Origin of the sequence: Arthrobacter sp. 2RAF6 (genome assembly GCF_052115205.1) — a bacterium.
Taxonomy (GTDB): Bacteria; Actinomycetota; Actinomycetes; order Actinomycetales; family Micrococcaceae; genus Arthrobacter.
Genome location: NZ_JBFRGF010000007.1, coordinates 138,383 through 149,904, shown reverse-complemented (window position 1 = coordinate 149,904; position 11,522 = coordinate 138,383). Strand labels below are relative to the sequence as shown.

Genomic DNA, 11,522 nt, shown 5'->3' with positions numbered 1-11,522 from the left:
GCCTCATAGATCACGGACCGGTGGTACGGGATCCGCGGGAGGTGGTCACCGTCCCAGTCGAAGAACGGGTTGATGACCACACCCATCATCATGTGGGGCGCGGAATCCTTGTCGTTGCGGGAGTCCGGATCCCCCATGTTGTACGAGAACAGCGCCGGGTCCCAATCGATCTGCCGGTGGATGGCCTTCGCGTAAGGGTCCAGGAGGAGCTTGTTCGGATTGAAGCGCTGGCCCGCGGCAGGGTCATACGGACCGTGCACCCGGTAACCATACTTCTGGCCCGGCTGCACATGCGGCAGGTAGCAATGCCAAACATAACCATCGACTTCCACGACATCGACTTTGGTTTCGGAGCCGTCCTCCTGAAACAGGCAAAGCTCGACTTTTTCAGCCCTCTCGCTGAACAATGCGAAGTTGGTTCCGGTTCCGTCGAAGGTGGCGCCAAGGGGATACGCCGATCCGGGCCAGATTTCCATTCGTGCTCCTATTATGATGTCCAAGCAAATCCCGGCAAGTACTAAGCTTGCTGACTATATACCGGATCGCTCCACTACGAGATCCATTTCACCGGACGGGCTTTGTTCATCCCAGGGTGGAGAGAGCCGCCGGGGCGCACTCGATCCTGACTGGCATGTTCGCGTCGACGGATTTCACTTCACCGTCGACCTGGTAGCTCAGGGGCTTGATGGTGGTGAACGAGTAGCTGCTCACGCTGGGCTGATCCCCCAGACCCTTCGTAGCTGCCCGCAACGCCGTCAAGAGGACCCGCCACTTTGGCATGTGGGCAAAGACGATCACTTCGAACTTTCCGTCAGAGAGCTTGTCGTCCGCGTCGCTAAGCGTGGCGTACTTCGCCATCTCTGGAATGTTGGCGAGCACGAGGCTGTCCAGGCTGCGGCGCGCGCCGTCGGCCTGGCGTATTTCGAAGGGCTCAAACTTCGAGAAGCTCCGGAGCACCGAGGCCATTTCCTTCAGGGCTCCCTTGCCGCCCTTTTCCAGGTCCATCGCCACCACCGGGGTCAGCCCGAAGCCGACATAGGAGTGCGCGTACTCCCCGCGCGAGTCCGCTCCCTTGCCCGTGTGGACGCGCAGCAAGTCGATGCTCCGCACCCTGCCCCCGGCGATTGCTTCCCCCAGCGGCTGGGTGCCGGTACTCCGCCGGTGATCATTGGCATTGCCCGCCCCCAGAACCGCGCACACGGCCCTGGGATTGCCGCCTTGCATCACACCGTTGACAACTTCGTTGTAGCCCCCGTCACCACTGACGGAAATCACCAACACTTCTCCGCCACCGCGGACTGCGTCGCGGGCCAGCTCGACGGCATGTCCGGCGTGGCTCGTCGGCTGGAGCCTGATGTCCACTGGGTAGCTGAGGAGATCTGCCAGCTCGCCGTGGAGACTCTCAGCCAGTCTGCGTGCGTCCCCGGTGCTGTTGGGATTGAAAATGATGACGATCGATTCAAAGGTCCGTGCAGAAGTCATTGCCGCTCCGATATTTGCTCGTGATGACTTCAGTAAGTGTACTTACAATCTGCCGCCGCACCCTGAGGGATGGGGACCTGGACTACTTGGCTGAACGGAACAACCAGCAAGGCCCGGTAGACTCTCGTGCCATCCTCTACCCCTTCCAGGGGTAACCGCGCGGCACGAGAAGCGAAGGCAGACCGATGGACATTCCAACACCACCGACCTCGCCGCGGCGTCCGCAACCAGGGAGCCCTCCTTCAGGGGCCCGCCCCGATCTGGCCCGGGCCAAAGTCATCAGCTACCCGGAGCCAGACCCTTTGGAGCCACAGGGGCCTGTACAAGACCGGGTGAAACGGTCCGCGACGAAGCCGGATCGGGCCCCGGTGCCGGCTCCCAAAGGCGGCAAGAAGGCTAAGCGATCCAAACGGAAGTGGCGCCGCAAGGTCCTCCTGGCGCTGATCGCCCCACTCGTTCTTGTCCAGATCATCGCCTTCATGTTCAGCGTGGGCGTGACCCCGCCACGCACCGCCTACATGCTGGAGGCGGGTGAGCCCAACGTCTACCAGTTCGTCTCGCTCAACCATATGAGCCGGCACTTGCTGGCCGCGACCATCGCCCATGAAGACGAACAGCTCGGCACACGCAGCGGGGCCTTCGACGTCGGAGACCTCCAGTCGAGGGCACAAGCGTATTTCCAGGGAAAGCCCGACCCCAGCGGCTCCACCATCCCCCAGCAGTTGGTCAAGAACATTTTCCTCTGGGACGACCAAAATGCCGTCCGCAAGGGGATTGAAGCCGTCCTGGCAACCCAGTTCAGCTACACGTTGAGCCCCCAACGCACCTTGGAGCTCTACCTGAACTATGCCCAGTTCGGCCCCCATCTGTACGGGGTCTGCGCGGCCAGCTGGTACTACTTCGGAACGCCGCCGTGGAACATGACCGACTATCAGTCCGCGCAGCTGATGGGCGTCCTTCCACTGCCGGATCTGGTCAAACGGGACCCCACCGGAGGCATCTACCTGGGCGCAGGCGTCAACCCCGCTGTGTGGAACCTTGTGAACGGAGCGGCAAACGTCTGGGTCCCCCGGCAGCTCGTTGGGCTAGGCGGATGGCAAGCGGCGGTCGCGACGGTCGGCATCACGGACACCGCCGACAGCCATGCCGACCAGCGCTCCGACAACGACGCATGCTCGACCATGCCCCAAAGCGTCAAGGACCGCATCCAAAGCGAAGCCGGCTAGGACCATCGGGAACGAGTCCGGCAACGTGGCAGCGGACGCCGGACTCCGGGCTCAGCTGCGCGGCGCCGGCAAGTCCAGGTTCCAGTGGCGCGAGACCATCAACAGCCAGTCGGCGTCGTCGTCGTGGCCGGCGTCCGCGGGTCCCGGGCTGATGAAGAAGCGGGAGACAACGCGCTGCGAGCCTTCGGCGTCTCCGTAGAGCACGTCGACGGTGAAGCCGTCGCCGGCCGCTCCCGCGGCTGCGTTGCGGAAGTCGGCCGACTCCGGGTCCCGGATTGCGACCTGGCAGAATCCGGCGTCGTTGGCCGGCACGTAGATGTCCCTGGTCAGCCGGTGGAACTCCTCCACTGGCGAAAGCGGAGCCCTGGCGTCAGGTGGCAGGTGCCAGCCGTGCAGGACCGCGACTCCTGCACCCGCGTTGCGCACAGACATCAACAGGTACACAGCATTGTCGCTGATCTCCAGGGTGGCATGGCCGCCGCGCACCACCATCCACTTGCCTTCCATGAACCGCACCTTCTGCGGGGCGTCGGACCAGTTGGAGGGCAGCAAGATGGGGCGCAATCCATTCAGCAGGGCGCGCTCGGCCAGGCGCGCCGATCGGTTGGCCGATCTCGTCGAAATGAACGTCGCGACGGCCAGAACAGTCGTACCGAGCGCGGTGCCGAGGTTGGAGAGTAGAACCCAGTCGACCATAAGCCACATTCAACGCCTGTCCTGCCTCGCGGGCAATGGACCCCTATCTGCCGCCCTCGATCTTCCGGCTGCGTTGGTTCTGGGCCATCGGGCCGTACGGATAGACGCCGACGCGCGGTTGGCTGGCCTGGGTGAGCCGGCCGGTTTCCCCGGGGCTGAGTTCCAGGTCTGCAGCAGCCAGGTTGTCCGCCAGCTGTTCCGTTGTGCGGGCGCCGAGGATCACGGAGGTCACCGCAGGCCGGTCCGCCAACCAGGCCAGTGCCACCTGGGAGGCACTCACGCCATGATCCGCTGCGATCTTTTCCACTGTTCCGATGACGTCCCACGTGCGGGGATCCTCGTTGCGGGCCCCCCACGCCTCCATGCCGCGTTCCGGGTTTTCACCCAGGCGCGTGGCGCCGGTGGGCGGCACGTCGCGCCTGTACTTACCCGAGAGCCAACCCCCGCCCAAGGGAGACCACGGCAGCAGCCCGATTCCAGCATCCAGCGAGGCCGGAACGATCTCCGATTCGATCTCACGGACCAGCAGGCTGTACTGCGGCTGCAAGGTCACCGGTGCGCTCCAGCCAAAGGCCTTAGCCACGTGGACGGCCTTGGTCAATTGCCACCCTAGGAAGTTGGAAAAACCGTAGTAGGCGATCTTGCCGCTGCTGACGGAGTCGTGCAGGAAGCGCAGCGTCTCCTCCAAAGGAGTAATGGGGTCCCAGGCGTGCATTTGGTACAGGTCGATTTGCTCCACGCCCAACCGGCGAAGCGAGTCGTCCAACGCCCGCGTGAGGTGGCGTCGGGAGGTGCCGACGTCGTTCGGCGCCGTCCCCATGGGGAAGCGGCCCTTGGTGGCCAACACCACCTGGTCCCGCGCATCGGGCCGTTCGGCCAGCCAGCGGCCGATGATTTCCTCCGACACCCCGGCGCTGTAAACATCGGCGGTGTCAATGAAGTTGCCACCGGCCGCGACGTAGCTGTCCAGGATCTCGCGGGACGTTTCCTCGGTGGCCTCGGCCCCGAAGGTCATGGTTCCCAGCGCGTAGTTCGAAACCACGGCGCCACTGTTGCCCAAAGTGCGGTATTGCATCATGATCCTCAATCCTCGACGGGAGTAGTGCGGTTCGAATGGTAGGTGCGCCAAGTGTGTTCGGGCTCGAAACCCAGCAGTCGCCTGGCCTTATCGATAGAGAGCATGGTCTCGTGCTCGCCCAATTTCTTGATCACCTTGACGTCGGGGAACACCTCCGCAGCCAGGCTGGCACTGGACCGGCTCATGACCGTATCCGCGTTCGCGATGATGAATGCTTCGAACCCGGGCTTGCCGTTTTCGAGGGCCCGCGCCACAGCCTGCGCACCGTCCCGGCCATCGATGTAACCCCAAAGGTTCCACTTCCGCAGCCTGGCATCGGAGTCGAAGGATGGAAACCGTTCGTAATCTTCCACGTCCATGACATTGGAGAACCGCAGCCCCACGATGCTCAGCTCGGGGTCCCAGCGCGTCAACTCGATCGCCATCTGCTCTTCCAGATGCTTCACCAGCGAATAGGTGCTCTCCGGCCGTGCCGGGTATTCCTCATCCACCGGGATATAGGGAGGGTCGACGTCGAACGGCAGGCCCAGCACCGTCTCACTTGAGGCGTAGACAACCTTCTTGATGCCGGCCCGGCGGGCCGCCTGGAACACGTTGTACGTCGAAAGCATGTTGTTCTCGAACGTCGCAACATCCGGGACGATGCCAGGTGCCGGAATAGCCCCCAGATGCACGACGGCATCGAAGCCGCTGTGCCGGTCGTCCAGCCCCAGAAACACATCCAGCACCTGGCCGAAGTCACGCAAGTCGACAATCGCCAAACCGGGGCTCCGCTCGCCCGCCCGGTCCAGGTTCAAGACCTGGTGCCCGTCCCCGCTGAGCCGGCGCACTACGTGCCGGCCCAGTTTTCCGCTTCCACCCGTCACTGCAATTCTCATCGGTGCTCCCTCGATATAGCTCGGCGGTCTCAAACCGACACTAGGGCACAAACCCGCTCCGGCGCGTGGCCCTCCCGGTCCTAGGACAGCCAGACACCCGCTCCCGCGTAATAGCATCCCGGATGCTAGGACCGCTGTATTTCTCCGACACAGTCAACTTTTTCGGCATTTCAACTTGCGCCCGAGCCCCCGATCGTCCACACTGGCTACAGATCCGCAGGAAAATGTTCCGCCGATCAAGCCCGCCGGACTCTACGGCCAGCAACCGCCCCATCACAGAATGCCGGGCAACCCCTCTCGAACCACCGCTTTCCGCCTCCCCGGGTTCGCCCGGCCCCGGAAGCCCGTGACCCCTGAGAGCCCCGGCGCTTCCCGCCGAGAAAGAGACCACGATGATCAAACGCCATTCGGACGTCGTCCTGGAAATCACCGCCCACGACTCCGACACTATCGAAAACGACCTGAACACAGCCGTCGAAATCGCCCGCGAACACGCCGTCAAGGAGCGCCGTCACGGCATCCTCGTTACCCAGCACGGATACACCAGGTACACCGTCGCCATCAGCCGCGACGTCCCCTATGGGCAGACACTCGAACGGCGCGAATTGCCGGCGAACTCACAGACGGAGACCGAACCAGGCTGCTGAGTTGGCCACCATGACGCGAATCAAAGCAAGTGGGAGGATGGGCGCATGGAACTGCACATTACTGGCGACCCCGCCGCCGACCAGCTGCTCAGCGATGACGCGTTCGCACTTCTCATCGGCATGCTGCTAGACCAACAGGTGACCATGGAGTCCGCGTTTGCGGGACCCGAAAAGATCCGGACTCGCATCGGATCCATGTCCCCTGCCGCAATCGCCGAATATGACCCGGCAGGCTTCGTCGAGGTCTTCAAGGAGCGTCCGTCCGTCCATCGTTTCCCCGGCTCGATGGCCGGCCGCGTCCAGGATCTCGCCGCGACCGTTCAGCGCGATTGGAATGGAGACGCAACCGCCATCTGGACCCAGGACAACCCAGACGGCCAGGAGGTGCTCCGCAGGTTGAAGGAATTGCCCGGCTTCGGAGAGCAAAAGGCAAAAATCTTCCTGGCACTGCTCGGCAAGCAACGCGGACTCCAGGCACCGGGTTGGCGTGAGGCTGCCGGCGCCTATGGCCAGGAGAGCGCATTTCTTTCTGTCGCCGACATCGTGGATCCGGAGTCGCTGAGAAAAGTTCGCGCCAACAAGCAGGCTGCCAAGGCCGCCATCAAAGCGGCGAAGGCCTCCGGAAGCTGAGAAGCACGCGACGGGCTTTGTTCCCGCCGATATCGTGAAACGCTTGCAGCATGGATCTCGAAGTGTCGCCTGCGCTCACGATTCCGACGTCGGAACTCGGCTGGCGGTTCTCCCGCTCGTCAGGGCCGGGCGGTCAACACGTCAACACCTCGGACAGCCGCGTTGAACTGTCATGGAATGTCGCCGACTCCGCAGCGCTTTCCGATGACCAACGGCTTCTGCTGGTCACGCGTCTCGGACCACGTCTCATCGCCGGGGTGATCACCGTGACCGCGTCCGAGCAGCGGTCCCAGTTGCGTAACCGGGAGATCGCCTTGGCCAAGCTCTCCCGCCTCGTGGCGGAGGGTCTTGCTCCCGAAGCCGCTGCCCGCCGGGCGAGCAAACCCACCCGGAGCTCCAAGCGCCGGCACCGGGCCGCAAAGGAACACCGGGCGGCGACGAAACAACAACGAAAACGACCGTCCGCCGAGTAGCTCGCTTATCGAATCCCGCTGTCAACAACCAACGTGATGTGAACGGGGGTCTCCGAGATGACCGCCGGCTCGGTCGCCGTCGAGACGTAACCTCCAACATTGCTTGCTTTAATTACGTAACGACCGTCAGGCAGCGTGAGACGGAAGGCCCCGATTCCATCGGTCAGTGTTGAGCCCCGGACAGCTTCACCGTCCAAGGCGACAACCGCGGCACCTGGGACGGGTCGCGGCGGACACTCCTGACCGACACGTTCGACGGGACATGTCGGGGCGGTCAGGACAACGCCGGTGACAACCCCGGTATGCCCCGGGTCCGGACCTCCTGGACCGGCGCATCCGCCCAACCACAGGACCGCGGCCAGCAGGGCCAAGAGGAATCGCTTCACTTCACTCACCAACGTGTGTCGATTCAGGGCGCCGGATGAATGGGATCGATCAGCGCCCCTGGGACAATGATAGATGCGTCAGGCAATGACCGCCGTTGGACGGCCCGTCCACCCTTGGCGCCTTTCGCTCAAGCCTCAGGAGCAGGTTCTCAGGAAGCCCGTGACTGCCGGTTCTGATGCGGCCTTTCAGAGGTAGCTGCAGATCCGCTCGGCGTCACACGCCTCCGGGTCCGCGGCAGCCGCGACGGCGTGGTAGCCGGCGACGGTGGCGCGGAGCGCGACGAGTTCGGCGATCTGCGCGTCGAGGCCGGCCAACTGACTGGCCAGAAGGTCGCGCACATGGGTGCACGGCGCGCGGCCCGCGTCACGCAGAAGCAGGATTTCGCGGATCTGCGCCAGCGCCAGTCCCGCAGCCCGCCCGCGGCGAATGAAGTCGAGCCGGTGAACGGTTTCGCCTGTGTAATCGCGATATCCGTTCGCGGTGCGCTTCGCGGCTGGCAGCAGCCCGTGCTCTTCATAGAACCTCAAGGCCTTGCTCGTCATACCCGCCGCTTGGGCCGCTTCACCGATTCGCACCGTGCACCTCGTCTTCCCCCATTGAACTCCCACTGTAGGGGAAGGGGCTCATGGGGTGAAGCAGTGCTAGCCCAAGTAGTCAGCGAATTCCATTTCGAAGTACCGCTTCGCCCCGACGCCGATCACGGAGATTCTTCGTTCGCCGTCCTTGAACAAGAACACCGACGGGACCGAGCTAATCCGTAAGGCACTCGCGGTTTCGGGATTCTCATCGACATTGACTTTTACGACGTCGATTTTGTCGGCGTATTCGACCGCGAGCTGTTCCAGGACCGGGTTAAGCCTGGCGCAAGGTCCGGACCAATCCGCCCAGAATTCCACGACGACGGGTTTAGCTGACTTCAGCACTTCGGCGTCGAAGGACGCGTCGGTGACCTCTCTGGTTCTTGGCATGCTTTTTCCTCTTCTTGAATGCACTCCACTTTTGCACCCTCCCCTAAGGGAAAAGTCAAGGGGGAGAATCTGGTGATGGAGCACGGCGTACGGACTGGCGACTTCCGCGAAAAGCCATCAAGCTAGGTAAGGGGAAAGAGGGAACGAACACTCCCTCCGCACAGGAAGGCCCCGCAATTCCCAGCCCAAAACGACCACTCACTCCATGGATCCGCACATACCTCAAGGGCAGCGACGCAGGCCGCGCAGATGCCAAAAGCCTCGGCGCCCTCAGACCTGTCGAGCCGGCCGCTCGACGGGAGGGTAAGCCCCTCCTCGGCGAAGATCAGGTCTACGTGATGAAGAACGGAAAGGAGTACCATCCGGCGTGGTGCCGCATTGTTGCCGACAGATGGAGCAGCGCCCCTAGAGGGCTGCTTGTGACCCTTCTGGCCGACGTCGGGACGCGGGCCAGGTGCCGGGAATGCGATCGATCGTTGAGATCAGTCACGGAATCCTTAACCAGGGAACACGAAAGGCACCCCAGGCCCACCCCGCGGCCTGACACGGTAGTCCCTTTGCGAGTCGTCGGGTTCTCCCATGGTGTCCTGTTCTTGGCGGCGGGGCCGAAATATCAGGAACTACTCAAACAAACCGCAGTCGAGCCAGCGACCCCGCTGCTCGTCGACGGTCGTCGGCACGGAATGCTGCTGCGGGTGGACGCGTCCCGCCAAGAGCCACTCCTGGTTATCCAGATGGATCCCCGCGCCAAGTTCCGGAACGGCGCTTATCAGGCGCGCTTGCGTCTTCCGCTGCGGCGCTCGGCTACCAAACCCTATGCTGTGGACTCCGTTGAGCCGGCGGCGCGGGCCAGGCACGCTGCTCAGCACCCACCGGTCGTTGACGATTTGGGCTGAGCCGGAACCGGCGGCGTCACCTCCGGCCGTCACCGGGCACCCGCTCGGTGAGGAACTCCTCCCAGGTCTTACGCCCGACGGCCCTGTCCTCGGACAGGTTGGCGCCTTCCCGGATTGCCTTGGCGGCCTTCCCCGGCATGTGAACGGGGACGAGAAGTCGTCGCTGACCGGATGCGGCGAGATAGGAGCGGATAAGGTCACCCATCGGGTAGCAGGCCGGGCCGGCGAGATCGGGTACGAGGCCGGCAGGCTGTCCGAGAGCGAGCTCGACGAGCCGGTCCGCGACTTCGCCAGCGTCCACCGGCTGGAACCGGAAGCCTCTCGGCACTGGAACGACCGGAAGCTTGGCCATGGCCCGCGAGGTGAGCAGCGTCAACTCGAAGAACTGGGTCGCGCGGAGGGTACTGAACGGGATCCCTGAACCGGCCACAACCTGCTCAGCGTCCCGCTTGGACGCAAAGTAGCCGAAAGCCGCACGGTCGAAGCCGCCCATGACCGGGATCGTGTCCGCCCCCACGACTGAGATGAACACAAGGTGCGTCACACCCGCGCGGGAAGCTGCCGCGACAAGGCGGCGAGCCTTGTCGCCGTCGCCTTTCTGTGCGCCGGCGCAATGCACCACGGTCCTGACACCGCGCAACGCGGCTTCTACTCCGTCGCCAGTGTCCAGGTCACACTGCGCGAATTCGATGCCTAGCTCAGGTGGAGGGGCATGACGGCCTGCCACGCGCACCAAGTGGCCCCCGTCCCGCAGGCGCGAGGCCACTAGCCGCCCGAGCGTGCCGGTTCCGCCCGTCACCAAAATCGGCGAGTTCATGACCATTTCCCTTCGGATTGGCTCAAGCCGGACCGCTGCCCGGCGGACCACTGAGCACGGTAGGGACATACTCCAGCAGCTGGATCCGACCGTCGAAGGTCCTGCTCTCCACCATCTCGAGCGAGACGTCGGGATAGCCGTCGTAAATCCGCTCCCGTCCGGTGCTGCCCGTGATCACCGGGAAAACGACCACCCGGAACCTGTCCACGAGTCCAGCGGTCAGCAACGACCGGCACAGGCTCAGGCTCCCGAGAGTGCTCAAGGGCCCGGTCCCGGTCCGTTTCATCTCCGCCACGACCTGGACGGCGTCTCCGGTGACCAGCTCCGAGTTCGGCCATGTCAGGGGAGCCTGCAGCGTCGAGGAGAAGACGACCTTCGGCACCGCAGCAAGGCCGGTCAAGGAGGCCCCCTCATCCTCGGAGAATCCCGAGCCTTCGGCTGCCGCCTCCTCTGACATCCCGGACATCAGCCGGTAGGTGTTCGCGCCAAGGAGGAAGGTGTACCCCTTCTCACCCTCCTGAGCAAGCCAAGCCAGGTATTCCGGCCCCTCCAGGCCCCACCAGCCAGGCCATCCCACGGCCGAAGCATACCCGTCCAAGGATATGATCAGGTCGACCATCAGCTCCGCTGATGACGCCTCCGCCGCTGTCTCGCCCATGACCGTCTCCTCGAATTTGATCGACATCGGTGACCGCCGGGCCCTCGGCCAAGGACAGCCGGGTCCCGTGGCGGCAATGCTAGCCCTGGAGCGATCAGACGTTCAAGGGGCCGCGGGCGCGAACAAACCGGATGGACGCTGCCAGGCAGCTGGCCGCATGCGGGAATCATGCCGGGTTCCCGTCCGTTCTCTCCGTTGACGACCTGCTTTCGTAAGCGGGAACGGACACGACAGGAAGTTTGGGGACAGATCATGACGTTGAACGAAACAATTGCCCGTCTCCGGGCCGGACACCTCATGGTCCGCGACGCCCGGGAGTGGGACGAACTATCGACAGGCCTCGGGCGCGCTTACGACAGCAACGACGATGAACTCATTGAACAGCTGCAGCCACAGTTCCTCCAGTCCTGGAGGACGGTCACAAGATACGTCCTCCGCGACACCTTCGACGCAGCGGGCATCGCAGTCACCGACCCCAGCCATCCCTGGGGAATCGCAACGCTCACCGCGAAGGGAACCAGTTGCGAGCCACTCCTCTGCCACGCCGGGGAAGCCAGCACCGAAAGGGTAGGTACCGCCATCGGCGGCGGTCTCCAACTGCTCAATTTCGCGGACACCATGACCAACTACACCGACTGCCTGACTCGCCTGTTCGATGGGCTGGACTGAGCAACGATTTCCAACTC

At 63.7% G+C, this 11,522-nt stretch carries 14 protein-coding genes and 1 pseudogene; 5 read left to right on the top strand and 10 right to left on the bottom strand.

Going from position 1 to position 11,522, the window contains the following annotated elements; translation table 11 throughout:
- Positions 1-476, bottom strand: a pseudogene (locus AB4Z38_RS08065) (glycogen debranching enzyme); the annotation flags it as partial.
- Positions 477-582: 106 nt separating this feature from the next.
- Entirely contained in the window at positions 583-1,482 is a 900-nt protein-coding gene (locus tag AB4Z38_RS08060) for a diacylglycerol/lipid kinase family protein (protein ID WP_441429250.1), read from the bottom strand.
- Positions 1,483-1,850: 368 nt separating this feature from the next.
- Here AB4Z38_RS08060 and AB4Z38_RS08055 point away from each other — a divergent pair, with 368 nt between their 5' ends.
- Complete coding sequence (locus AB4Z38_RS08055; RefSeq protein ID WP_441429249.1) at positions 1,851-2,708, top strand: transglycosylase domain-containing protein; 858 nt, start codon at positions 1,851-1,853, stop codon at positions 2,706-2,708.
- Between the two features lie 51 nt (positions 2,709-2,759).
- Here AB4Z38_RS08055 and AB4Z38_RS08050 read toward each other — a convergent pair whose 3' ends face one another.
- From AB4Z38_RS08050 to AB4Z38_RS08040, 3 genes are read right to left on the bottom strand one after another with little or no spacing between them, the layout of a single operon-like run.
- Entirely contained in the window at positions 2,760-3,413 is a 654-nt protein-coding gene (locus AB4Z38_RS08050; protein WP_441429248.1) for a hypothetical protein, read from the bottom strand.
- 34 nt (positions 3,414-3,447) lie between these two features.
- A complete protein-coding gene (locus AB4Z38_RS08045) occupies positions 3,448-4,479 on the bottom strand; it encodes an aldo/keto reductase (protein WP_441429255.1) in 1,032 nt (343 codons plus the stop codon).
- Between the two features lie 8 nt (positions 4,480-4,487).
- Positions 4,488-5,360, bottom strand: a complete 873-nt coding sequence (locus AB4Z38_RS08040; RefSeq protein ID WP_441429247.1) for an NAD-dependent epimerase/dehydratase family protein — start codon at positions 5,358-5,360, stop codon at positions 4,488-4,490.
- 392 nt (positions 5,361-5,752) lie between these two features.
- On the opposite strand from AB4Z38_RS08040, the gene AB4Z38_RS08035 reads away from it, so the two are divergent.
- Genes AB4Z38_RS08035 through arfB form a run of 3 tightly spaced genes read left to right on the top strand, consistent with a single transcriptional unit; the run spans position 5,753 to position 7,110 of the window.
- On the top strand, positions 5,753-6,007 hold the full coding sequence (locus tag AB4Z38_RS08035) for a hypothetical protein (protein ID WP_441429246.1): 255 nt from the start codon (positions 5,753-5,755) through the stop codon (positions 6,005-6,007).
- Positions 6,008-6,052: 45 nt separating this feature from the next.
- Positions 6,053-6,637 (top strand): HhH-GPD-type base excision DNA repair protein, encoded by a 585-nt coding sequence (locus AB4Z38_RS08030; protein ID WP_441429245.1) that lies wholly within the window; start codon positions 6,053-6,055, stop codon positions 6,635-6,637.
- Between the two features lie 50 nt (positions 6,638-6,687).
- Entirely contained in the window at positions 6,688-7,110 is a 423-nt protein-coding gene (gene arfB, locus AB4Z38_RS08025) for an alternative ribosome rescue aminoacyl-tRNA hydrolase ArfB (protein WP_441429244.1), read from the top strand.
- A gap of 5 nt (positions 7,111-7,115) precedes the next feature.
- Here arfB and AB4Z38_RS08020 read toward each other — a convergent pair whose 3' ends face one another.
- The 5 genes from AB4Z38_RS08020 to AB4Z38_RS08000 all read right to left on the bottom strand — a co-directional run bounded on the left by AB4Z38_RS08020 (position 7,116) and on the right by AB4Z38_RS08000 (position 10,836).
- Entirely contained in the window at positions 7,116-7,496 is a 381-nt protein-coding gene (locus AB4Z38_RS08020; protein ID WP_441429243.1) for a carboxypeptidase-like regulatory domain-containing protein, read from the bottom strand.
- A gap of 186 nt (positions 7,497-7,682) precedes the next feature.
- Entirely contained in the window at positions 7,683-8,072 is a 390-nt protein-coding gene (locus AB4Z38_RS08015) for a heavy metal-responsive transcriptional regulator (RefSeq protein WP_441429242.1), read from the bottom strand.
- Between the two features lie 66 nt (positions 8,073-8,138).
- Entirely contained in the window at positions 8,139-8,465 is a 327-nt protein-coding gene (gene trxA, locus AB4Z38_RS08010; RefSeq protein ID WP_441429241.1) for a thioredoxin, read from the bottom strand.
- 912 nt (positions 8,466-9,377) lie between these two features.
- A complete protein-coding gene (locus AB4Z38_RS08005) occupies positions 9,378-10,178 on the bottom strand; it encodes an SDR family oxidoreductase (protein WP_441429240.1) in 801 nt (266 codons plus the stop codon).
- Positions 10,179-10,200: 22 nt separating this feature from the next.
- On the bottom strand, positions 10,201-10,836 hold the full coding sequence (locus AB4Z38_RS08000) for a dihydrofolate reductase family protein (protein ID WP_441429239.1): 636 nt from the start codon (positions 10,834-10,836) through the stop codon (positions 10,201-10,203).
- A 252-nt stretch (positions 10,837-11,088) separates the two neighbouring features.
- On the opposite strand from AB4Z38_RS08000, the gene AB4Z38_RS07995 reads away from it, so the two are divergent.
- On the top strand, positions 11,089-11,505 hold the full coding sequence (locus AB4Z38_RS07995) for a hypothetical protein (protein WP_441429238.1): 417 nt from the start codon (positions 11,089-11,091) through the stop codon (positions 11,503-11,505).
- Positions 11,506-11,522: the final 17 nt, after the last annotated feature.

What these genes read in the sequence shown, in the direction of transcription:
- AB4Z38_RS08040 (WP_441429247.1), bottom strand. Translation starts at nt 5,360, where the DNA reads ATGAGAATTGCAGTGACGGGTGGAAGCGGAAAACTGGGCCGGCACGTA.
- AB4Z38_RS08035 (WP_441429246.1), top strand. Translation starts at nt 5,753, where the DNA reads ATGATCAAACGCCATTCGGACGTCGTCCTGGAAATCACCGCCCACGAC.
- AB4Z38_RS08045 (WP_441429255.1), bottom strand. Translation starts at nt 4,479, where the DNA reads ATGCAATACCGCACTTTGGGCAACAGTGGCGCCGTGGTTTCGAACTAC.
- AB4Z38_RS08060 (WP_441429250.1), bottom strand. Translation starts at nt 1,482, where the DNA reads ATGACTTCTGCACGGACCTTTGAATCGATCGTCATCATTTTCAATCCC.
- AB4Z38_RS08000 (WP_441429239.1), bottom strand. Translation starts at nt 10,836, where the DNA reads ATGGGCGAGACAGCGGCGGAGGCGTCATCAGCGGAGCTGATGGTCGAC.
- arfB (WP_441429244.1), top strand. Translation starts at nt 6,688, where the DNA reads ATGGATCTCGAAGTGTCGCCTGCGCTCACGATTCCGACGTCGGAACTC.
- AB4Z38_RS08050 (WP_441429248.1), bottom strand. Translation starts at nt 3,413, where the DNA reads ATGTGGCTTATGGTCGACTGGGTTCTACTCTCCAACCTCGGCACCGCG.
- AB4Z38_RS07995 (WP_441429238.1), top strand. Translation starts at nt 11,089, where the DNA reads ATGACGTTGAACGAAACAATTGCCCGTCTCCGGGCCGGACACCTCATG.
- AB4Z38_RS08030 (WP_441429245.1), top strand. Translation starts at nt 6,053, where the DNA reads ATGGAACTGCACATTACTGGCGACCCCGCCGCCGACCAGCTGCTCAGC.
- trxA (WP_441429241.1), bottom strand. Translation starts at nt 8,465, where the DNA reads ATGCCAAGAACCAGAGAGGTCACCGACGCGTCCTTCGACGCCGAAGTG.
- AB4Z38_RS08005 (WP_441429240.1), bottom strand. Translation starts at nt 10,178, where the DNA reads ATGAACTCGCCGATTTTGGTGACGGGCGGAACCGGCACGCTCGGGCGG.